This is a genomic window from Novosphingobium sp. TK46 (genome assembly GCF_055361525.1).
Genome location: NZ_CM143963.1, coordinates 3248265 through 3268529 on the forward strand (window position 1 = coordinate 3248265; position 20265 = coordinate 3268529).

Annotated in this window: 27 protein-coding genes; 14 read left to right on the forward strand and 13 right to left on the reverse strand. The window is 64.2% G+C overall.

The window, feature by feature from the left end; genetic code table 11:
- The first annotated feature begins 1 nt into the window (after position 1).
- Genes ACXJ1Z_RS15490 through ACXJ1Z_RS15500 form a run of 3 tightly spaced genes read left to right on the forward strand, consistent with a single transcriptional unit; the run spans position 2 to position 1514 of the window.
- Positions 2-385, forward strand: coding sequence for a hypothetical protein (locus ACXJ1Z_RS15490; protein ID WP_463777846.1), 384 nt, complete (start codon positions 2-4; stop codon positions 383-385).
- On the forward strand, positions 382-942 hold the full coding sequence (locus ACXJ1Z_RS15495) for a hypothetical protein (RefSeq protein ID WP_463777848.1): 561 nt from the start codon (positions 382-384) through the stop codon (positions 940-942). Before ACXJ1Z_RS15490 ends, ACXJ1Z_RS15495 begins: the two co-directional genes overlap by 4 nt.
- Positions 939-1514: a hypothetical protein gene (locus ACXJ1Z_RS15500; RefSeq protein WP_463777850.1), complete on the forward strand. Its 576-nt coding sequence runs from the start codon at positions 939-941 to the stop codon at positions 1512-1514. The genes ACXJ1Z_RS15495 and ACXJ1Z_RS15500 overlap by 4 nt, the downstream gene beginning before the upstream one ends.
- Before the next feature lie 23 nt (positions 1515-1537).
- Here the strand turns inward: ACXJ1Z_RS15500 and ACXJ1Z_RS15505 are convergent, their stop codons facing one another.
- Positions 1538-2284, reverse strand: coding sequence for a hypothetical protein (locus tag ACXJ1Z_RS15505; RefSeq protein ID WP_463777851.1), 747 nt, complete (start codon positions 2282-2284; stop codon positions 1538-1540).
- Between the two features lie 102 nt (positions 2285-2386).
- Here ACXJ1Z_RS15505 and ACXJ1Z_RS15510 point away from each other — a divergent pair, with 102 nt between their 5' ends.
- A complete protein-coding gene (locus ACXJ1Z_RS15510) occupies positions 2387-2977 on the forward strand; it encodes a WG repeat-containing protein (RefSeq protein ID WP_463777853.1) in 591 nt (196 codons plus the stop codon).
- Here the strand turns inward: ACXJ1Z_RS15510 and ACXJ1Z_RS15515 are convergent.
- Together ACXJ1Z_RS15515 and ACXJ1Z_RS15520 are read right to left on the reverse strand one after the other, a co-directional pair.
- Positions 2974-3354: a hypothetical protein gene (locus ACXJ1Z_RS15515; RefSeq protein ID WP_463777854.1), complete on the reverse strand. Its 381-nt coding sequence runs from the start codon at positions 3352-3354 to the stop codon at positions 2974-2976. The two genes, ACXJ1Z_RS15510 and ACXJ1Z_RS15515, sit on opposite strands and share 4 nt — an antisense overlap.
- 40 nt (positions 3355-3394) lie before the next feature.
- Complete coding sequence (locus tag ACXJ1Z_RS15520; RefSeq protein WP_463777855.1) at positions 3395-4150, reverse strand: hypothetical protein; 756 nt, start codon at positions 4148-4150, stop codon at positions 3395-3397.
- Positions 4151-4246: 96 nt separating this feature from the next.
- Between ACXJ1Z_RS15520 and ACXJ1Z_RS15525 the strand changes: the two genes are divergently transcribed.
- The 3 genes from ACXJ1Z_RS15525 to ACXJ1Z_RS15535 are packed head-to-tail and all read left to right on the forward strand — an operon-like array spanning position 4247 to position 5533.
- The gene (locus ACXJ1Z_RS15525; protein ID WP_463777857.1) at positions 4247-4828 is read left to right on the forward strand and encodes an SH3 domain-containing protein; all 582 of its coding nucleotides are present in this window, start codon (positions 4247-4249) and stop codon (positions 4826-4828) included.
- A 41-nt stretch (positions 4829-4869) separates the two neighbouring features.
- Positions 4870-5214 carry a hypothetical protein gene (locus ACXJ1Z_RS15530; protein WP_463777858.1) on the forward strand — a complete coding sequence of 115 codons (345 nt, stop codon included), beginning with the start codon at positions 4870-4872 and terminating at the stop codon, positions 5212-5214.
- 22 nt (positions 5215-5236) lie between these two features.
- On the forward strand, positions 5237-5533 hold the full coding sequence (locus ACXJ1Z_RS15535) for a hypothetical protein (RefSeq protein ID WP_463777860.1): 297 nt from the start codon (positions 5237-5239) through the stop codon (positions 5531-5533).
- Here the strand turns inward: ACXJ1Z_RS15535 and ACXJ1Z_RS15540 are convergent.
- Positions 5511-5966, reverse strand: coding sequence for a hypothetical protein (locus tag ACXJ1Z_RS15540; protein ID WP_463777861.1), 456 nt, complete (start codon positions 5964-5966; stop codon positions 5511-5513). The genes ACXJ1Z_RS15535 and ACXJ1Z_RS15540 overlap by 23 nt on opposite strands.
- The gene (locus ACXJ1Z_RS15545) at positions 5963-6661 is read right to left on the reverse strand and encodes an SIMPL domain-containing protein (RefSeq protein WP_463777863.1); all 699 of its coding nucleotides are present in this window, start codon (positions 6659-6661) and stop codon (positions 5963-5965) included. The genes ACXJ1Z_RS15540 and ACXJ1Z_RS15545 overlap by 4 nt, the downstream gene beginning before the upstream one ends.
- Positions 6662-7079: 418 nt before the next feature.
- On the opposite strand from ACXJ1Z_RS15545, the gene ACXJ1Z_RS15550 reads away from it, so the two are divergent.
- Genes ACXJ1Z_RS15550 through ACXJ1Z_RS15565 form a run of 4 tightly spaced genes read left to right on the forward strand, consistent with a single transcriptional unit; the run spans position 7080 to position 8719 of the window.
- The gene (locus tag ACXJ1Z_RS15550) at positions 7080-7280 is read left to right on the forward strand and encodes a hypothetical protein (RefSeq protein ID WP_463777864.1); all 201 of its coding nucleotides are present in this window, start codon (positions 7080-7082) and stop codon (positions 7278-7280) included.
- A 24-nt stretch (positions 7281-7304) separates the two neighbouring features.
- Positions 7305-7727 carry an SH3 domain-containing protein gene (locus ACXJ1Z_RS15555; protein WP_463777865.1) on the forward strand — a complete coding sequence of 141 codons (423 nt, stop codon included), beginning with the start codon at positions 7305-7307 and terminating at the stop codon, positions 7725-7727.
- Positions 7728-7747: 20 nt separating this feature from the next.
- Positions 7748-8128 (forward strand): lysozyme inhibitor LprI family protein, encoded by a 381-nt coding sequence (locus ACXJ1Z_RS15560; RefSeq protein ID WP_463777866.1) that lies wholly within the window; start codon positions 7748-7750, stop codon positions 8126-8128.
- A 27-nt stretch (positions 8129-8155) separates the two neighbouring features.
- Positions 8156-8719 carry a hypothetical protein gene (locus tag ACXJ1Z_RS15565; RefSeq protein ID WP_463777868.1) on the forward strand — a complete coding sequence of 188 codons (564 nt, stop codon included), beginning with the start codon at positions 8156-8158 and terminating at the stop codon, positions 8717-8719.
- Between the two features lie 28 nt (positions 8720-8747).
- On the opposite strand, the gene creD is transcribed toward ACXJ1Z_RS15565, so the two are convergent.
- The 7 genes from creD to ACXJ1Z_RS15600 all read right to left on the reverse strand — a co-directional run bounded on the left by creD (position 8748) and on the right by ACXJ1Z_RS15600 (position 15899).
- Complete coding sequence (gene creD, locus ACXJ1Z_RS15570; RefSeq protein WP_463777870.1) at positions 8748-10220, reverse strand: cell envelope integrity protein CreD; 1473 nt, start codon at positions 10218-10220, stop codon at positions 8748-8750.
- Between the two features lie 125 nt (positions 10221-10345).
- Positions 10346-10930 (reverse strand): hypothetical protein, encoded by a 585-nt coding sequence (locus ACXJ1Z_RS15575; protein ID WP_463777871.1) that lies wholly within the window; start codon positions 10928-10930, stop codon positions 10346-10348.
- Positions 10930-11652 carry a hypothetical protein gene (locus ACXJ1Z_RS15580; protein ID WP_463777873.1) on the reverse strand — a complete coding sequence of 241 codons (723 nt, stop codon included), beginning with the start codon at positions 11650-11652 and terminating at the stop codon, positions 10930-10932. The genes ACXJ1Z_RS15575 and ACXJ1Z_RS15580 overlap by 1 nt, the downstream gene beginning before the upstream one ends.
- Before the next feature lie 49 nt (positions 11653-11701).
- Positions 11702-13867 (reverse strand): M48 family metallopeptidase, encoded by a 2166-nt coding sequence (locus tag ACXJ1Z_RS15585; RefSeq protein WP_463777874.1) that lies wholly within the window; start codon positions 13865-13867, stop codon positions 11702-11704.
- Positions 13868-14015: 148 nt separating this feature from the next.
- Entirely contained in the window at positions 14016-14294 is a 279-nt protein-coding gene (locus tag ACXJ1Z_RS15590) for a hypothetical protein (protein ID WP_463777876.1), read from the reverse strand.
- 173 nt (positions 14295-14467) lie between these two features.
- On the reverse strand, positions 14468-14977 hold the full coding sequence (locus tag ACXJ1Z_RS15595) for a hypothetical protein (protein WP_463777877.1): 510 nt from the start codon (positions 14975-14977) through the stop codon (positions 14468-14470).
- Between the two features lie 463 nt (positions 14978-15440).
- The gene (locus ACXJ1Z_RS15600) at positions 15441-15899 is read right to left on the reverse strand and encodes an SMI1/KNR4 family protein (RefSeq protein ID WP_463777879.1); all 459 of its coding nucleotides are present in this window, start codon (positions 15897-15899) and stop codon (positions 15441-15443) included.
- Between the two features lie 197 nt (positions 15900-16096).
- Here ACXJ1Z_RS15600 and ACXJ1Z_RS15605 point away from each other — a divergent pair, with 197 nt between their 5' ends.
- Both ACXJ1Z_RS15605 and ACXJ1Z_RS15610 read left to right on the forward strand, forming a co-directional pair.
- Positions 16097-16936 carry a hypothetical protein gene (locus tag ACXJ1Z_RS15605; RefSeq protein WP_463777881.1) on the forward strand — a complete coding sequence of 280 codons (840 nt, stop codon included), beginning with the start codon at positions 16097-16099 and terminating at the stop codon, positions 16934-16936.
- Between the two features lie 99 nt (positions 16937-17035).
- Positions 17036-17347, forward strand: coding sequence for a hypothetical protein (locus ACXJ1Z_RS15610; protein ID WP_463777882.1), 312 nt, complete (start codon positions 17036-17038; stop codon positions 17345-17347).
- Positions 17348-17829: 482 nt separating this feature from the next.
- Here the strand turns inward: ACXJ1Z_RS15610 and ACXJ1Z_RS15615 are convergent, their stop codons facing one another.
- On the reverse strand, positions 17830-19044 hold the full coding sequence (locus ACXJ1Z_RS15615; protein ID WP_463777883.1) for an MFS transporter: 1215 nt from the start codon (positions 19042-19044) through the stop codon (positions 17830-17832).
- Between the two features lie 117 nt (positions 19045-19161).
- On the opposite strand from ACXJ1Z_RS15615, the gene ACXJ1Z_RS15620 reads away from it, so the two are divergent.
- Positions 19162-19752 carry a TetR/AcrR family transcriptional regulator gene (locus ACXJ1Z_RS15620; protein WP_463777885.1) on the forward strand — a complete coding sequence of 197 codons (591 nt, stop codon included), beginning with the start codon at positions 19162-19164 and terminating at the stop codon, positions 19750-19752.
- Positions 19753-20265 lie beyond the last annotated feature (513 nt).

A 20265-nucleotide genomic window follows, 5' to 3' on the forward strand; every position in this document is an offset into this window, starting at 1 on the left:
CGTGTTCGCGCGTTTTCGCATAAAGGCCGCACTGCGGGTCGAAGTCATTGCCTTGCGCCGCACGGAGGTAGATCCTCAAGCGCTGATGACGGGGGAGATGATCTTCCACGAAGCCGCCTATGTCGTTGCGCCGATGATGCGGCGTAATCGCTGGAGCGCGCAGCAAGCGATGGTGTTCATGGTGACCGACGTGCTGCGCGAAGCCGAGCAGGTGGGTAACATCGAAACCCTGCGGCAGGACGATCCCGCCGCCCATGCCGTGCTGGAGCGGCTTTATCGGAGTATCCTGGACCTGGCGGCCACGCATCCGGAGCTTGCTGCTTGCATCAGCGTTCCTGCAGATGGCCAAATGGCGCCGTTCACCAGCACGAGGGATGCACCATGAAGCGCACGATCATCTTCGTCGCGATCGTCACGCTGGTCTCGGGCCTGACCTCGTTCGTCCTTGCGGCACTGGCGGCCGGGTCGGGGCGTGAGCCGAACACGACGTTCGTCGGCATGGCGTTGGGTATGGTGGCCGGTACGGTTTACATGCTGTTCTCGCAGAACCGCGCAGTGAAGATCGCTAGTGACGATGCGCGCCGTGCCATGCTCGCCGCACCGCCACCCGGCGACGGCACCACCCGGCTGATCGTCGTGCGCGAGAGTGCGGTCGGCATGATGATCGGGGTCGATGTGATCGTCGATGGTGCCACCATGACCCAGCTGAAGAGTCCACGTTTCGCAGTGCTGACACTCAGTGCCGGCCGACACGACATCGTGGCCCTGTCACAAGGCAGGCGCACCGATCCGGCCGCGATCGACATGGCGGCGGGCGAAACCGCGGTGTTCCGCATCAAGGCGGGCCTCGGCGGGATCAAGCTGGCGCGCGAGACGGATAGCGCCGAACTTCGCAGATCGCTTGCCAAAGTCCCGATGGTCGAAACGGCGGTGACAGCGTGAACCGGCGTATCGTTCTTGGCCTTGGCGGCATGCTTGTCAGCGCCGCGCAAGCGGCGGCGGCAGAGCCAACCCGCAGCTATGAGTACACGCTCGAATATGCGCTTTCGCCCGCCGACAGCCCGCAGGTGCAGCGCCAGCAGGAGGCCGTGTGCACGCAGATGGGTCCATCGCAATGCCGGGTCATGCTGTCGCGTGTGGATGACGGTGCAAGTCAGCGTGGCGCCCTGACTGTCGAGGTCACACGCGCCACGGCCCCGCAGGTTCTGGAGCAGTTCGCCAGCATTGTCGACGATGCGGGCGGCGAGGCGTGCTTGCGTGAACTCAGGGTTACCGAAGGATCACCCGCACCCAAGGCAAACGGCACGACGTCGATCGCGGTCACGTATGTCGGCATACCGGGATTTGCCGAACAGACCGGCGAAGCCCTGCGTGCGTTCGGACCTGTCGCGCAGGCGGGCTTCGTTCCCACGATCTTCCTGCTGCCGGCACTGGCTCCCTGGCTCGCAGCCGCGGCCCTGATCGTCTGGGGCGTAAGGGCTGCGTGGCGCCGGCGGCGTCGTTCGCCTGCGTAACCGTGCCGAGGCCTTGTGACCCGTCAGATGCCGGGGCCGACGGTTTCCTCCGGCGGACGGCTGGCGGCGGGAACAATGCGATCGGGCTTAGCCCGGCGCGGGACGCGGCGTGAGATGGTGCGCACGATCACGAATATCGCGCCGAGCACCAAGACCCACGGCAAGGCGCCGGCCAGGAAATAGATCAATGCCACGACGCTGCTCGTCAGTGTCTCGCCGCCCGAACTCAGCGCCGCGCCGACCTGGTTCCAGAAACCTTCGGTGCCGCTGTAGTACGCCCAGACCGTTGAGGTCTCGACACGCTCGCGCAAGTTGCCGGCGGCGGCGCGGTTGTCGGCATTGTTCTTCTCGGCGACCTTGGCGCTGGCTTCGGCGGTCTGCTTTGTCACGTCCTCGGCTTCGAAGTCGCGCGAAGCCAGTTCGCCGCCCAACGCGGTGACCGGTGTGGTCAAGTCCTGCCCGAACTTGCGCGCGTCGCCGGCCAGAACCATGAAGCGAGTCGAGCCGTCGGAGCCGCTCGCGCTGGTGCTGCGGTGCATCTCCAGCATGCGGCAACGGCTCGGACCCATCTGGTCGCACAAGGCCATGTGCTTGTCCTGCGCCTCGCTGACGGCGGCACCGGGCAGGGTGAAGCGGTAGGTGTAGCCGTACGCGACCAGAGCCTTGGTGTCGCCGAGGCTCTCGGCTTGCCCGGCTTGCTCGCTTTCACGGCTGCTGCATGCGGCCAGGGCAGTGCCCATCAACAGAACGGATGCGAGCAGTCTCTTCATGGTACAACAATTCCCCGGTGATCGGTCCAGCATAGCCACAGCCGCGGGCTGTGCGCATCGTTAAAGTGGAGTGGACGCGTGGAAAGATGGGTCGCGTCGTGCTTGGCAGGATTGTTGCTATCGGTATCGCCTTGCGTCGCGCAAGGCTCGCCTACCGCCAGGTCGGCGTTCCCGCTGGCCTGCACATATGCGAGCACTTCGGGTGAACTCGATGTCGCGGAGGGCTGCGCGGCGTCTGCCGGGGAGACGCCGGTGCTCGCTCCACGCATCCTTGCCAAACTGGCGTACACAAAAGGGCTGGCCCACTTCACGGTACAAGGGATGGCGTATTACCGTCGACGAGACGGCACCACCAGGCGCATGTACATCTTTGACAACGGTCCGGACGACTTCGTGCAAGGGCTGGCGCGGGCCCTGGTCGACGGCAAGATCGCCTATGTCGATCGGCGCCTGCGCATCCGCATCGGACCGCGCTACGACTGGAGCGATCGCTTCGATCATGGCCAAGCCGAGGTGTGTATCGGTTGCCACGCGGTGCCGGTCGGCAACGGCGAGCACAGCGTTATGGCAGGTGGGCGCTGGGGCATGATCGACACGTCGGGCCGCGAGGTGGTGCCGGTGACGTTCACCCAGGCCGAGTTCGTCGCGCGAAGAGACCGCGTTCAGTGGGCGCATTGGCCGACCATCGGCTAACGGATCGTCAGTACAACCGCCGCCACTAGCACCAGGATCAGCGCTGCCGCCGCCCATTGCAGGTAGAGCAGCTTGCGCGGCTTTACCCCGGTGCGCGCAAGGCTGATGCCGTGCGCGATGGTGACCGCACCGAACAGCATGACAGCCGCGAACAGGGCCAGCACCAGTCGCGCAGTGCCCTGCGACGCGTTGAACCGCGAGCCATCGGCGATGGCCTCGGGGGCAGCCAGCAGCATCGGCCGCATGCGCAGGGTGATCGTCCCCATCAACCCGACCAGGAACACGCCCAGTACGACTTGCACGAGACCGCGAGCCGTGGCCCCTCGCGCCGGCGTGGCGGGCTGGGTATCCGGGGCAGGTTTGCGGGGATTGATCATGCATGGCTCCTTGGAGAGTATCGGCGCGGAACGAAGATCGTCATGGCAGCGGCCTGCATTCTACCGGGCCGGATCCGGTCACGCGTTTGCCCTGGCTCGCCGTCCAGCTCACCTGCGCGGAGTAGGTGATGACGCTGGGGTTATCGGCCGGAGCGCTTGCCTGACGGTATGACCGGGCGCAAGCTGGCACCGGTGGCGCTAGCCTGGCGATGGCGTGCGGCATCGCGGCGACGCGATCGCCGGCGATGGACCTCCAGCAGGCGCCCGGGCTGGCAACGATGCTACATGAGGCATTGAAGCCTCGGCGAAACGCCAGCGTGAGCGCGCCCGGTTCCGCCTTGATGATCCGCATCGCGCCCGGCTCGTCGATCCCGGCGTCGGAAATGTCCTCGATCACCATGCGTCTCGTACGGGCATCGATCACCACGAACGGCACGCTGCCGTGCGAACTACTTTCCTGGAACAGCAGAAACGGACCAGCGCGACCGAGCAGCCCGAAGCCGGCGGTTTTCAGCCGTACGCCAGCGGGCGCGCGCGCGTTGCAGGCTGGCCGGGTACCACCGGCGCGGATCAGCAGGGCGTCTGCGGGAGAGGGCGTGTCGGTGTCGCTCTCTTGCACCAGTAGGTCGGCGTAGAAGGTGCAGCGGACCTCGCCACCGCTGCCATCGCTGCGGCCCTTAATCACTTGCGTGCGTTGCACCGGATCCGGCGTCCAGTCCTGCGGGGATGGCGGGCTGGCGCCTGGCAGCAGCAGGAGCGGGGCCACGGCCAGCCAGGATGCAATCGAACGCTTCATGATCGGCTCGCCACCAAGTGAAGCTGCATTCGTTGCACGCGCAAGGCGGCTTGGGCAAGGTGGCGGTGCCGCTTGCGGCTGCGTGGAGTAACGACGATGATCTTCCTGACGCTGATGGCCGCCATGGCCGCCGATCCACCCCGTCGCTGCATGCTCGAAGGATGGTCAAACGACACCGATCCGGCGGGCCTGCGCGTGCATGCCGGCCCTGGCCTTGCCACGACCGAGATCGGGCGGCTGCCCGCAGCCATCGTCGGCGATGACCATTACGCCCCCAACTTCCACATCGTCGACGTGCGTGATGGCTGGGTGAAGATCGCCGATGCCGACGACACGGACAATCCCGGCAAACCGCGCCCAGCCTTTCGCGGTACTGGGTGGGTGCACGCCTCGCGGGTGGTGTTCACCGTCCAGTCCGAAACGGGTCGCTCGGCACCTTCTGTGCATGCCAAGGTCGTGGTCAAGGCGAGCGACTGGCTCGGCGATGCGGGAGAGCGGGTCCAGCCGATCGTGGGCTGCTCCGGCGGCTGGGCGCGCTTGCGGTACACCATACCGGCAGAAGCGCGCACGTTGTCCGGCCCGCGTTCCGGCGTGGCATGGTTCGGCGGCATCTGCGGCAATCAGTACACGACCTGCGATAGCCTCGACGAAAACAAGAGCCCGCCGGGAAAGCTCTGACCGCTTTGCCTGCGCGCGCTTGATGGCACAGGACGATCCCCTTGCGTGACCGCCGCGTCGCCGCGACGTACGTGCTGGGTCACGATTGCGGCGTCTGGATCGTGCCACGCTATTTGGCACGCGCGCTGTCCGCCTATGAACGCGCGTTCCTGCGGCTGTTCGTCATGGGTCTGCTCGACGACGTGTTCGTCCCCGACGCCCCCTTCGTGTGGCTGGCGCGGCGGGTCATCTTTGCCCTGGCCCGGCGTCCGCGTGACTACGACGACGCTATGCTCGACGCCGAGATCGACTTGTCGGGCTCGGCGGGGAACATGTGGGTCATGGTGGTCTGGAGCGTGTCGATCGGGGCGGCGTCATGGCTGTTGCGCCGTTGCCTGGCCGCTTGATCGAAGAGAGGGGGACACGCCAATGATGATGTTTCTGGTTCCGCCCGTCGCTCTGGTGGCGCTGATTGCCTGGCTGAGGACCGGCCGCTGGATCGCCGCGGCGCTGCTGCTCGCACTCGGCATCGCCTATGCCGGCGCACTCACCGCGATCAGCATCGATCCCACCTTCGAGGACAACGGCTCGGTCGCGTTCATCGAATGGCGGTTCCGGCTTGTCCTGGCGCTGGAGTTCGCGGGCTGGCTGACGCCCGCGACCTTTCCGCTGGTCCTGCTGGTGCGTGCCGTCCTGGAGAAGCTCACGTCTCGAACCAGAAGATGAAGACCCGCACCATGCCCTGTCCGGCAGGCGCGGCGCCGATGTTCAGCGACTCCACGCCATCACGCCAGGGCACCTGATGAGCGGTGAGGCCAGGTTGCTTGCTGGGCTGCCAATCGCCGTTGTCGGTGCCGAGGAACGCTATGCCATCGCGCGATGGAGGCTGGGTGCCGAGCACGGTCGCCTCGATCCGGCGTTCGAGTGCGTGCCAGTCGGTGATCGGCATCACCGCGATGATCTGCGCGGCATCGTCGATGCCAGGCATTTGATGGACGAACTCGACCCTTGCACTGGCGGGCAGCTTCAACCCGACCGCTTGCTGCGATGCCGTTGACCGTGCTTCCAGCGTCTTGGCATCGTCAGCTCCCCCGCACCCCACCACCAGCAACGCGAGCAGGGATGCGAGGCAGCGGTCACGAACGATCGCCCCGATCATTTCGGCGCGAGCACGAAGTCCACGCTGGTCGTCACCACGTTGGCGTTGGTGCCCGCCATCACCGGCGGCGGCGCGGCTTGCGGGCGCATCGCGTAGTCGGCGCGGCTCTCTTCCGCGCCCATCGGCGCCATGGTGCCACCATCTCCGCCGTCGCGGATCGAGAGAACGCGAACGATGCGCAAGTCGGCGGCCTTGGCATAGCTATCTGCCTTGGCGCGCGCCGCCTTGTAGGCGACGCCGTAGGCGCCGAGGTTCGCCTTTTCCGGGTCCGAAACGGTCAGGTCGGGACCGGACAGGATGTTGGCCCCGGCAGCGGTGACCGCCGCGATCCCTACGCCCACCTTGCCGACGTCGCGCACTCGCACAGCGACGCTGTTGCTTGCCTCGAACTGGCCGCGGCTGCGACCGTAGTCGATGCGGTTGAGCGACAGGTTGCGCGTCTGGATATCGCGCTCGGGGATGTTCAGCTTGGCAAGGGCGGCGGTGATGCGGTTCATCGTCGCAGCATTACGCGCGCTCGCGGCTTCGGCGGTGGGAGCGATGCTGGAAAGCCCGGCCGTGAACAGCGCCTGGTCCGGCGCCGCCTCAGCGCGACCCGTGCCGGAGACCGTCAGCAAGGTCTCGCCGGCAAGCAGGCCCCGTGGGTCGGGCGCCTCGCGGCTGCATCCGTTCAAGCCAACGGCGGCCGCCATCATGGCGAGGGCTGGAAAAGCGGAGCGCGTGGTTCGATCGAGCATGGCGCAGCTTATCGCACGCTCGCGCGCGCGCAAAACAAATGGAACGGATCGCCGGCGCGAAACTTGCGGTAACATGATCCGCAATCGCTTTTCACTCCGCTCGCTTAGTGCTGCTGGCTGGTTCATCGCCCTCGCGATGGCGCCTGCCGCCGGACACGCCGCAGAGCCCCTTCCGCCAGCGACTTCCTGCCGCTTCGAAGCCCCCGCCGATCTCGACGCTGCTCCCGGTCGCTGGCTGGGAGAATGTCCGCATGGTGCAGCGGACGGGCTGGGCGTCTTGCGCGGCGGTGCTGGCGAGCCCTATGCTTTCTTTGCCGGCGTAATGCACCAAGGTAGACCAGCCGAAGGATTGCTCATGTTGAAGGCTGGCGGGTGGATGCTTGCCGTCGCCTTCGACGAAAGCCTTAAGGCGGTACCAAACGGCGGGCTGCATCCTGAATGGGACGACCGCGCGTTCGAGCAGGCCCACGCAGGCGCGCTTGCCACCGCGCGCTGGTTCCAGCGGCAAGGCAATCAGGCTTCGGCGGCGTACTACACCCGACTGGCGCAAAGCATCATCGACGGCAGGCCTGAGTAGGCGCCGGCACAAGGAACATTTCGGATGCAGACCCGTAAGATCGCGAACGCCATCCTGAGTGCGCTGGGTATAATGGCCTTGTGCGGGCCCGCTCACGGCCAGGCTCCCCAAGTCCATGATGTGCCTGTCATCGTCGGCGAGGATGCGATCACGGACGCCTGCGCCGCGCAGGGCAAAGTGGTGGGGCTCGATCCCAAGGCAGACAACTTCCTTTCCGTTCGCAGCGGCCCCGGCGGCAAGCACTTCCGCGAAATCGCGCGCCTCCACGGCGGGCAGGTGGTTTCGATCTGCCAGGAGAAGGGCGTGTGGCTGGGCGTCGTGTATGCCGCCGCAGGTGCCTCGCAGGAGTGCGGTGTGACGACGGCGATCGCGCGCGCCAGGCCTTATCGTGGACCGTGCCCGTCGGGGTGGGTTCACAAGCGCTACATAGACGTAATCGCCGGTTAGCGGCTACTTAGGAGCTTGAAATGTCGGCCTTTCTAATGATCCTAGCCGCCGCCGCGAACTGCGGGGACAAACCGAGCCAGACGGCGATGACGATGTGCCAGGCGCAAGTCTCCGAGCGCGCCGATGCGGAGATGAACCAGGTCTGGAAGCAAGTTTATGCACAGATGCGGCGCTCCGATCGCGAGGAGCCGGCAACGACGCGTTCCGACCTGGGCTTCGCTCCTGCGCTGCTCGCCTCGCAGCGCGCCTGGCTGAAGTACCGAGATGCGGAGTGCCAGATCGAAAGCTACGAATGGCGGGGCGGATCGATGCAGCCGTTCACCTACAACCAATGCACGACCGCACTGACGCAGGAGCGCACCCGCCAGCTGCGGGCGATCATCACCTGGGACGCGCGCTAGGTGCGGCGGCATCCACCGGGTGAAAGGATGTCGCTGAGATCGCTGACGCCGATGGCCGCCGCCTTGGTATGCAGTTCAGTGGGCGCAGCGGCAGCGCTGGGTATCGAGGCCCACGAGCCGCAACTTGCTGCTGGCGCCGACGATGCCGCGATCATGGCTGTTCGCCAGGCTACCCGAGGTATGCCGTCCGCGACCATCAACAGGTCGCAGTCCTTCCGCATCGTCGATCGTGGCCGCCACGTCGCCACTCTTGTCGCTGGCAAGGGCCAGGCACCCGACGCTGTCACCATGAGATGCTTCATGGCGCTGGTGCAGGACGGCAGGACGACGCTTGTTCCCACGATCGGCAGCGGCAACTGGGAGGCCGAAACCTGCGGACGTGCCCTGGCCACCGGATTGATCGCCAGCGGCGACACGGTGCTTGTCGGCATCGTCTACGAAGCAGCATCGCCCAACACGCTCGTTCGTGAGCCGGTGGTCCTGCGATGGAACCGCAAGAACCGGACGCTGGTGCCAGACGAGGCGCTGTCGCAGCGAGCCTCCCAAGAGGGTGCGACGACCATTGCGGCCTTGCGCCGGCTACTTTCCTGACGGCAGCAGCGCCTCCGGTGCGCACGGTCTAAGCCGCGGTTTGCGGCGCCGCTTCGGCTTTCGGGCGAGGGCGGCTGACCGAACTCCAGTCTACCCCGCGCGTCGCGTACATGACGCCGCCGAGCGCCACGAACAGCAGGATCGAGCCGATCAGCAGCGACCAGGCCTCCAGGTTGAGCAGCACGAACAGCAAGGCATAAAGCCCGACCAGCAACGCGCCGATAAACCGCGCGCGTGACCAGCTTTTCAGCACGGCGGCGCTGTAGGCGGTCAGCAGGCCGATCACCGCCGCGCTTGCCAGCACATAGGCCAGCGTGAAGCCGATCACTTCGGCAAAGGCGAGCAACAGGGCGAAGAACAGCACCAGTCCAGCGCCCGTCAGCAGGTACTCGACCGCCGCGACGCGGGCAGTGCCGACCACGTCGAACAGGAAGAACGCCAGGAACGTGAAGCCGATGAACAGGAACCCGTACTTCACCGAGCGGACTACCTTGGCATATAGATTTACCGGCTCGATCAGGTCGATGCTGACTGCATGGCTGGCGCCGCTAATCACCTCCTGGGCTCCACCAGCCGCGATATCGGAGGATGACACAGGCTGCTCGGCCACCTGGATCATTCTGGTCGAGTCATCGGTGCTGCCGAGCGAAGGTGCGCCAAGATCTTGCATGGACACCGGCGGTTGCCCGAGCGCCAGTTTGTCGATCGCATAGCTGGCGGTGAACCCTGCATTCGAAATGCGCGGCTTGTCTGGAAGGAACGAGCCGGAGAAGCTGGGGCTCGGCCAGCTCGAGGAGATGGTCCATCGGGTCAGGCCACCACGCGGGACGAGGCTGATGCCTCCGCTGCCGCGCACGTTCAAGGCATAGCTCACCGGCAGACTGCCTTCGCCGGACCAGGGCAGAAACGCGAAAAAGCCTTGGCCCCCCGATGCGGCCGGCCCCTTGCCCGGTTGAACTTCGAGTGGCCGGCCGTTCGCCAGGATCGATCCGCCAGCGGTCAAGCCGCGCGCGTCCGACGTTCCCACTCGCACTTCGGCGCGGTCCCACAGCAGTCGCTCCGGAGTCACGCCAAAGCGGGCAAGGTCGGCTGGAAGCCGGAACGTCGCTGTGCCTTTGACCTGGGCGGTGAACAAGACCGAGCGATAGATCGACTTGCGTCGTTCCTGGGGATCGATGCGCGTGGTCACGCGGTTGTCGACGGGAGAGATGTAGAGCAACCGCTCCACTTCCACGACCCGGCTGACCTGTTTGCCGTCGACCGTCTCGTTTTGTGTCTGGGTCGTCCGGAACGGTACGACGACGATGGGACCGGAAAGCACCTGAGCGCCGCCCCACCCTGAATTGATGGCGGCCTGCGCCGTCCGGGATTGATCCTGGCGATCGTAGACAAGCGCGTAGATCAGCAGGAGCGGAAGTGTGAGTATAATGGCCACCAAGCTCACGAACAGCAGCTTGATTCCCGGCGATCGCTCCGGACGCGACAAGGTTTCGTCTGGCATCAGCAGGATCTCCTCGCGACATACGTTGCCCCAAGTGCGAGGCGGTTGCCAGAACAAGCGCGAGAAATCAGGCGGTGCCGTCTGGCATGCTGTCCGGTATTCTAAGCCAAATCAGATCATGCGCGTCAGGCTGGTCCGCGTTGCTGACCGTAGGCCCAGAAGCTGGTCATCGTGATGCTCGCGCCCAGATCCGCGCTCACCGTCGTGCTGACCAGATCCGGGAGGGTGGGCGATCCGCCGGGCCGCCCCCAGTACAGCGTTACGAACCGCGCATCCTGCGACATGGTGAGGGGCTTGCCCCAATGCTTTCGAAGACGCCGTGCCAGGTTGCGGCTGGAGTCGAGGCGTTGCTGACGGGTTCGAGCATGAGCATCGCGCTCGTCGAAGTTGACGATCGCCAGCCTGCGCCCCTCATTCAGCTCGAAGAAGTTCAGGCGGACGCGCATCGGCCGAGCCATGGACTCGAAGCACCCGGGATCGTCTCCGCGCACCAGCATGTCGGCCTTGACCGGGCGATCCTGTGTGCAGGCCACTTGTCGGTATCCGCGCCGCTGCAGCGCCTTGGCAACCGCTTGCGGGGTCATCAAGGGCGCGATGCCATCGACCGCCGCGCCCTGCCATTCAGGACGCGGCTCGGGCTCCGGCTCAGGCGGATTTTGCCCACATGCCGGTAGCGCTAGCAGCATGAGCCCGGCCGAAAAGCGCAGCATCAGGGCAGGAGGTAGTTGGTGGTGATCTTCTTCCCGTCCGGGGTGATCGAGGCGTAGCCACTCTCCTTGATGTCGTTAGATGCCAAGCGGCCTTCCACATCGAGGCGCAGCGTGTGGGTCTGGCTGAACGCGTCGGGGCTGGAAAGGCGCACACCCGTCCAGGCGTACTTGCCGTAGACGCCGGATAGCCTTGCCTTCTGAGAGTCCATGATGGCCGTCAGCGCTGTCGGGTTGAGCTGCGACAGCGGGATTAGATAATCGTCCAGCTTGAACTCGGCCGCGTTGCCGCCCGACACGCTGATCTCGACCGGAGATGGCTTATCGAATTGTCCGGTCGCGATATCCAGGCGAGTGCCCAGCAGCTTACGCGGATCGTCGGGGTTCTGGTACTGGACGGAGCAGGTGGTCAGCTGTCCTTGCGGCTCGGTACTGCTGGAGTCGATCTCCGGTCCCGAGCTGAAGAAGGACGTAATCTCCGACACCTTGGTGTTCGCGCCGATGTGCTTGGCGATCGCCTTGAAGCAGACATCGGGGCCTTGCGCCAACGTCGGAGCGGCGACCTTGGCTGCGCCGCCGCCGGATATGGGGGCTCCCCTCATCGAGCCTGCCTGCTGCATGGCGGCAGCCGCGTCGGAGTCCTCGCTCTTGCCACCGCAGGCAGACAGAACCAGCGACAGCGTCGCGGCGGTTGCCATGGTGCCCAATTTAGACATCGTTTTCATGCTCGTCCCCTCGTGGTGCGCACAGGCGCGCGGTGTGAATTGCCGGCCCTCAGTTAACGAGAGCGGTGTCTGAAGCTTGGTCTGTTCCGATGGTCTGGCTTGCAAGAGCGGCTCGCGCCGACGACGCTTCGAGATAGCGGCCGATGAGATCGGAGAAGGCTTGGGGCTTCATCCCGCGAATACCGAAGCACTGCATCACGACTTGTCGTTTCTTGGAGTCGATCCGCGTTCTGCGGCGGCGTGCTGCCCGTTCTGGCAAAGCAGCTTCAGGTGTGAGCAGACAGGTCAGCTCGAAGCGGCTTCCGGCGTGCACCTGGTAATCGGCGATGTCCTGCCAACGCAAGGGCTGGGCAAGACGTGGCGTCACCAGCGCATCACGCGTGAGCGCCATCACCGGCTCATGGCTTTGACGACGCAACCTCAACCCATAGAGGCCAAAGCCGACAGCCATGAACAGGCAGATGCCGAACATGATCGCAAAGGCGATTGGTTCGCGCTCCAGGGTCTGCCGGCTCACCATGGCCAGTATGATGATCGCGCCGGTACCGAATAGGGCGGCGACGATCCCCATCACCCAGATCATCGGCCCGACATTCTCGTAGAGGGTGACCGTCTCGTCGCCGACCGCAGCCACGGCGCTTTCGAGATAGGCACGGTGCGTGGCTTTGAGTTCGCGGACGTGTGCGTCGAAATCCAGGCTTAGCTGCCGGCGAACAGCCAGCCAATCCGCGAAAAGCAGCGAGCCCGGTGCCGTTCCGCCAGCGGCAGGGCGGCGGGTGGCGTGGGCGATCAGATCGTCGTCCAGCGCGATTGCCAGCTTCTCGACGCGGTGCGGCGTTGAAGGATGCGTGTCGGTGGGGTGCGCGGCACGATCGTCCAGATGTTCGCGCGTCGGCGGCCAGCCGCGGGTATCGACCGCCGCGACCATCTGCGCCACCAAGTCGGCATCGCCTTCTTCCGGATCTTGGAAGCGCCGGTCCAGGGTGTGATCGATCACCGGTGCGACCACGCTCGACCGAAGCAGCGACGAGGCGACGGAGCGCGGACCGTTGACGAGGCTGCTCAGCCGATCCGCCTCGAATTCACGCAAGCGGCTCCAATGTTTCACCGCATGATCGAAGCTGTCCATCATGTGGGCGCCCAGCCGGAAAGCGGGGTTGAGCGCGAAGCCCTTAGTCGACGCTTCGTGCAGGGCCAGCATCGCGCGTTCAAGGCCGGTGTAGATCGGGTTGAAGTGGCGGCTGTAGGTCGTGTCCTCGCCGACGAAATGCGCGAGTTCATGGCCGATCACAGCGGCAAGCTCATCCTCGTCGAAGAACTCGAGATAAGGTGCCGGGATATGTAGCGTCCTGCCTTCCAAAACCGTCTGTTCAGGAAGTAGTCGAACGGGATGCTCTGTCACGTAGAAGCCGCCGTCGAGTGCGATGACGATTGCGTCCGGTGCCGTTGCTTCCTGCTTACGCGCGATCTCGCGAACGAACCGCCACAATCCAGGGCCGTCTTCCTCGGTTATCCGGCGTCCCCTGGCATCGAATGGCTCAATCCTGGAAAGCGAGAAGATGTCGCGCAGGCCCAGGATCGCGCGGATCGCTCCGAAGATGGCGAGCCCCGCCAGCAGCAATCCGAACACGGCCAACTTCAGCATGTTGCCTGAAACGCGGTCCCAGAACCACATGCTGATCGTCTCGAACACGGCGATGCCGACAAGACCCAGTGCGATGCCCACCATCAGCGTGCCAAGGATCAGCGGAAGCAGCTTGTGGATGCGCGAGAAGCTGGCGATCAGCTGATCGCGCGAGCGCCGTGCCGCATGTCCGGCCTGTGCCGACAGCAGCAATCCCGTCAACCCCGCCAAAAACGCCACACCTCCGCCAAGAACGGTCGCGATGGCGATGGGCTGGCGGATTTTCGAGAGCCAGGTTCCTCGCTCCGCCATGGGGATCAGGTTGTCGAGCTCCGCCAGGGCCATTGAGGCGGTCAGCACCCGTCCTCCGGCCTCGATCATCGCATTCGGCTCACGAGCCGCAAGTACGCGGATGTTGTCCCGGCTTGCAGCCATGTTCTGCGCCGCGTTTGCGTAAAGCTCGTGTGCTTCTGTGGCCCGAGTACGCTCCCAAAGGCCTACACCCAAGAGCAGCAGCGGGAACACGATAACCAGCACGTAGATGTCGATGCGCTGCCACAAACGTGCCGCACCGCCGCCTCTATGCGTCATGTCGCTACTCCCCTTTTGGCCCGTGGCTACAAACTGCCCGAGCCCGAAAAGGTTCGCAGTTGCGCGTCGCTTGATCTGTGAACAACCACAGACAGCATCCTCGGTTAGGGGGCCAGTGTCGGATTGAAGACCGGCAACGATACCCGGATCATCTCAATTCCTCGTCGCTTGGTGTAAGGCCAAGAAGCGCACGCCAGCGCCAAATCCGCTCGTCCCACCAGCGTGACAATCCGTCCCTGGCGGGATCGAGCGGCAGTTCGAACACCATGCCCCGGACCACCGCCTGCTTCTCCCAACGGGTTTCGCCGGACGTGGCGCCGTAGAGCTGCAGCATCGCAAGATCGGAGACGCCGCGAATAGCATGATGTCTGTCCCGCAGCACGATCCATCCAGGCGCATCCGATCCGCTTCCCGGCATGGCGATCATGCGGGGACGCCCGCAGACGTCGATACGCCACCGTCCGTCGGGCGAAAGCTCCGTCAGGTAGGGGGTTTTGCAAGCGAGGCGTCCCGCGGGCACGAGCGCGAAAGCTGCTACCACGAGGCCGACGAAGACAACGAACCTCGTGTCATTCCGCCACGTCGGTCGTCGCAGGATGCTCATTTCAACGCAGGGACACTTGCCGCCACTTCGCTGTCGCGGAGCCAGCCCCTTATGGGCCGACCTTCAGAACCGAGGTATTCGGCTCGCACCCAGCCGGGGCGTTTCTCCAGAACGGCGATAGCGTCGAATTTCACGAGGTGGGGGCGCTTCTGTCGCGAGCGCGCATCGGGTTCGCCGCGTAGGACCGCCTGTTTCGCTGTGATGAGCCCGGCTCCGATCCAATCCGCGCGAGGCTCGTCCAGATCGAGCGTGAAGGGTTTGTCCTTCATGTCACCGCTCGTCATCAGACAGCCTCCATGGTTCTCGTCGAGTTGCAAGCTTGGATCCTTGCCAAGACGAAGAGTGCCGGCGATCCGCTCTCGCTCTCCAGGGAACCAGGTCACGACCTTCGCCTGGCGGCCATCAAGGCGGCCTTCGAGAAGGAACAGGCAGCTGAACTGCGGGCTTTCTTCGTTACCGTTGCCGATGCGTCCTTCGGCGAACACGCCATGAACGCGGTCCTTCACCACAGCGATGGCAAGTTGCCCGTATCGCCCAGCGATTTGAGGGGATGCTGTCGACGCAGATGCCAGAGCCAAAAGGAAGACGCTGCAAAGCCAGGCAAAGGAAATCAGCCAAGTTCGGTGTCTCATGCGTGGCAATGTTTCATCCTTCGTTGTACGCGGGGCACGCACTAGATGTCAGCGTCTGGGTTTGCGGCTGCCCTTGCTTGGCTTTGGGCAGGATTACAGATCCCTCGCTATAATCGGCTTGGTCTCACCCCGTCTGATTTCACCAAGCCAGCGGAATGTCTCGAGAAAGTTTGCATCCGACGGAGCGACGCGGATCAGGCTTTCGGCAACCAGACCATCGCACTGCACTGACCGCAATTGCATGGTGATGCGCCCTGAGTGATCCTGCGTTCTGCGAAGGACCGGACAGGAGATGTATGGCCGAAGATTGTAGGGAGATTTCTCGCCACGTGCAGGCTCAGTCGATCGGCACGCGCAGCTTGTTAAGGAAATCCTGGAATGTCTGCGCGACGAAGCCGAGGCGCACGTTGTTGCCCTTGCCCCAAGCGTCGCCCTGGAACTCCCAGAACCACACCCGATCGCTTTCGCCGCCGCATTCCAGCAGAACGTGGCTCTGGCCAGGGTTGGAGCAGATCGGCAGCATAAACGGCGGGAACTTGGGAAGGTCATCATCGTCCTCCACGACCAAGCCAGTATAATAGGCGTTTACCTTTTCCGCATGCATGAAGGATTTGACACTGTCGGCGAACGACATCGCGAATTCCGGCTCGCGATACTCGTATTCAAATTCGCACGGATCATCGAGCGGATCAAAACTCCAGTATCCGAACCGCGTAATGAACTCGAGGTAGCTTTCAGGCACCTCCAGCGGCGGAATGCCGCGAATGAGCGCGACGTCGGCCGCGGTCGCCTTCATGAAGGGTTCCCGCTGCGTGACGGTCAGGAGCAAGGGAGGCAAGATCAGCATCGGCGTACTCGCAAGTGGTCAGAGGCTGCCTTCGCCTATATCGGCTGCGGAGAGGCGGCGGAAGGTGGTGGGCTACCGGTACGGAGAGATCTCGCTTGATCTGGCCGCGTCCGCTTCTGCCGTCGCCAAAGGGAAGAGGAGGGGCGATGATCCTGGACGGCTCCGGAGCTTCATGGCCACGCTCGCTTCTGGCGCTGCCCTTGGCGGCGATCCTGGTCGGGTTGCAGGCCGTGCCAGGCCTCAGCGTCTTGATGGGGCTCGTGCGCGCCGAATATTGGCCGGGCGCGCTGCTGTACGCTGCCGCCATCGGCGTCGGCGTCGAGGCACTTTTCGGCCGCGTATCGTCCGCTTGGTGGACTTTTCCATTAGGTGGCGCGCTGTTGTCGGCCATGCCGCGCATGCTTGAAGAGCGACAGATCGCCACCGAGCGCGTGCGCATTGAAGAGAGAGACCAAGCTGAGGCAGGATTCGGACCCGGTGCGGGCGTACTGGGCGTTTACGTCTCCGAACCCGGGATCGCACGCATTCTGGCTCTCCGCTACGATGTGGCCTTCACCGTCGCCAGCCCGGAAATTGGCGTAACCGATCGCATCCTATATCGACGCGTGCCAAGTGGCGATGGCCGGCTAACCGAGACAATGATGCGGGGGCAGCCCGAGAACATGATCTACATGGAAGGGACAGGGAGCAGCTATTTTAGTGGGTGGGTTAGCGGCTACGAGACCGGCACGACCGCAACTTGGCCCGATGGACGCAAACGGTCGCGCTCCGGCATAAGGCTGGACCGGATCGGTGTACCGGCCTTTCCGATAGCGGGAAGGGGCATCGGACCCGGTCTCGTGGAAATGCCCTTCGGTATACGCTGGGCACGGCCGGGTGATCAGGCGTTGGGCTACAACCCGCCCGCCGATCTGGAGGCTGCGGCCGCAGACATCGCCAGGCTGATCGGCCTGGTGCCACTGCCACGGCGGGATCGAGACGGATAGCGGCCCGCTCAGCCTGTCGCTCTCTCGTATCTTCCGCTTACGGTTCGCCAAGTCTAGCCAGCATACCCCGAGCGTCTCGTGCATCAAATGGAGATTGCGATGATCGCTCTGGACGGCGAACACTACAGTTGGTTCCTCCTAGAGGAGAATGGCCGTCTCTTTCTAGACACGGTGTGCAGCTACAGCACGGTGGACTACATGTTCCTGCTTGAGATGACGGAGGAGGAGGCCGCGCTTTTCGGAAAGCTCGGGCGGCCCTATCTTGATAACCTCGCCCAGCGTATCCGCTCTAGCGCGCCAGGTGTGCAGGGAAACAAATCTCCCTTCAAGGCACGCAGCCTCGTCATTACACCCGCGCGCAAGCGGGCGGATGAAGCGATCGACGCATGGTACGCGAACAAGCAGACATGACCGCAATTAACCCGAATCCTAAGTTCACTTGCGCGCCAAGGGAGGTGGGGCAGGGCGCCTATCGCCCTCAAAGAAGCGGTTGAATTGGCCACCCGCGCTGCCGACAACAGCCGTATCGTCAGGCCGCTGACGCCCGGTTGACGATTGCAGCGGGCGGCGGAGGGGCAAGGTGCATACATGTTGGGGTGGTGGGTTGATCTAAGGCCCGCTTGGCGCTGCGATGTTAAGCTTCATGAGAGGTCACTAGCCCGCCCTATTCCGGTCGCTCAGCATCCCACGCCTGATGCCCGAAAGCGGACGTCGGTTCATCTCAACCGCGGCTTCTGCGAACAACATGAAGTGGGGACTTTCCCGCCAGACGGCTTCTAAGATCGGAACGGTCGCACGCCGCCGTTTCTTGGTGTCACAACCGTGCAGTTTTGACACCGCAGACTTCCCGATTGAACCAAGTTGCAGGGAGTCCAATGGTTTCTCGAAACCTATCAGCGACTTGGCTGGGCGCGGTGACCGGGTGGAAAGGCAAAACGGCGCGCACCCAGTGCGATTACGAAGGCAATCACCGCCATCGTGGCGACCGCTGGCGGCAGCAGCGGCGTCCCTCCAGTCGTGAGCAGCGCCCCGCCAAGCGCACCACCGACCGCGATCGCCAAGTTCCAAGCTGTGGTCACCATGGCCTGTGCCAGATCGACGCCATCGCCTGCCGCGTCGGCCGACGCCGTCTGCATCATCGCGCCGGCACCGCCGAAGCCCAGGCCCCAGATGACGGCACCTGCATAGACGGCAATGCCCTGTTCGCCGGCGATCGTAAGGAGGATCGCGACCGCCGCGAACGATCCGATCGCGATCAGAACTAGCCGGCGCAACATCCGGTCCACCAGCCGTCCAACGATCCAGATACCGGCCAGTGAACTGACGCCGAACGCCAACAGGACGAGATCGACCCGCACTGCCGCAGCCGTCGCGAATGGTGCGATATAGGTGTAGAGGATGTTGTGCGCCGTCATCCACGCCAGGATGACAAGCAGGATGGGCATGATGCCCGGTGTGGCGACGACGCGACGCAGCGAGGGGCGATTCTCGCTCGTCCGACCGGCGACATCGGGCACTTTCACGACGATCCAACCGATCAGTGCGATGCCGACCGCCGAGAGGATCAGGAACGATCCGCGCCAGCCCACCAGGCTCCCCAGGAACGTTCCCAACGGAACACCCAACGAGAGTGCCAGGGGCACGCCGACCATGGCGACCGCCATCGCCGGCCCGGTCTGATCGGGGCGCACGATACTGCGCGCGTAGCCCGCGAGGATTCCCCAAGCGAGACCCGCTGCACATCCGGCGACGAACCGTGCAACCAACACGAGCGCGATCGACCCGGCCAGTGCCGTCAACGTGTTGCCGATCACGAAGCAGACGATGGTGGCGAGCAGCACAGGCATTCGGTGAAGGCCTTGCGTCAAACTGGTGAGCGGGATCGCGGCCAGCAGCGATCCCAGAGCATAGACCGCAATGAGCTGCCCTGCGATGGCTTCGGAGACCCGAAGGCCGGACGCGATCTGCGGCAGCAAGCCGGCGGGCAGCGTCTCGGTGACGATGCACAGGAAGCCACTGGCCGCGAGGCCGGACAGCGCCGCGGTCGGCAGGCCCGTCCGCGGACCGGACTCCTCTCCGACGTGGCCGGGCGTAAGGGAAAGCGGCATGATTGTCCTTGGCATTGCTAAGATGCCCGCCCCGATTGGGAGAGCAATCGGAAGCGTGGATAATTCCGTTAGAGCCCACTATATAAATACCGCTTTCTAAGGCAAGGTAATTTTATAGTGACTGATAAGGAAAATAAGAGAGCACGGGGGCGGCCGCGCGGTTTCGCGCTCGACGATGCGGTCGAGGCGGGGCAGCATCTGTTTCACGAGCATGGCTACGAGAATGTCAGCGTGGCTGCGTTGACCGAGGCGATCGGGATCACTCCGCCAAGCTTTTATACGGCGTTCGGCAGCAAGGGGGCATTCTTCAGGGATGCGTTGCAGCGCTACTCGACAACGGTAGTGCCGCTTGATCGCTTCCTGATCCCAGGCCAATCGCCCCGGACTGCCCTAGGCGACATGCTGGAGGCTGCGGCGCGCGCTTATTCCGCCCATCCGCAGCGGCGTGGTTGCCTCATCCTCGAACACGCCAAGGCGGGGGCGACGGAGTGGGGCATCGCCGCCACGCAAATCGCAGGCGAGAACCGCAGTAGAGTGCAGGCGTTTCTCGAAGCATCCGACATTCCGGCGCCGGCCCGCGTCGCCGATTACGTCGCCACGACCATGCTCGGCTTGTCGTCCGCCGCACGCGAGGGATGGGAGGAAGCAAGGCTGATCGCCGTGGCGGAAACCGCGTCGGGGGGATTAGACCAGCTCGTGCAGCGCTAGATCGTAGTGTCAAGGTGTCAGAACCGGTCGGTTTTGACACCCTCGCTCCCGCAAAGCTCTCCAAGGGCTTGCAGGTGTCATAAACCCGGCTCAGAATGTCGGCTTGCGAAATCGGCACTTGCCTCGGCTGACTGCCTTTGGGTCGCTAGCTGCCCACCCGAGACTGCAGGTTAGGGGGGCTCAGGATGGGGGAGGGCGCCTGGCGCCCTCATTCCGGTCGTTCAGATGGCACGACGGCATGCCCGAAAGCCGCCGCTCGTTCATCTAAATCAAGTCTGCAGAGTGGTCGCTAGCGCACGACATGAATTATGGATGCGCGCGCGTGCACCTTCTTCAGGGTAAGCAATTAAATATTGCATCGAACAAGAGGCTGGTGTGCGTGGTTTAGACGATCCGTTTATGCCACATGCGACAGATCAGTAACCTCAGGCGTGCAAAGTGCTGTAACGCAGATGATGCTGGATCGCCCAGACCCGTTTGAGCCATCGATCGATTTTATCGGCTAGCGGTCGC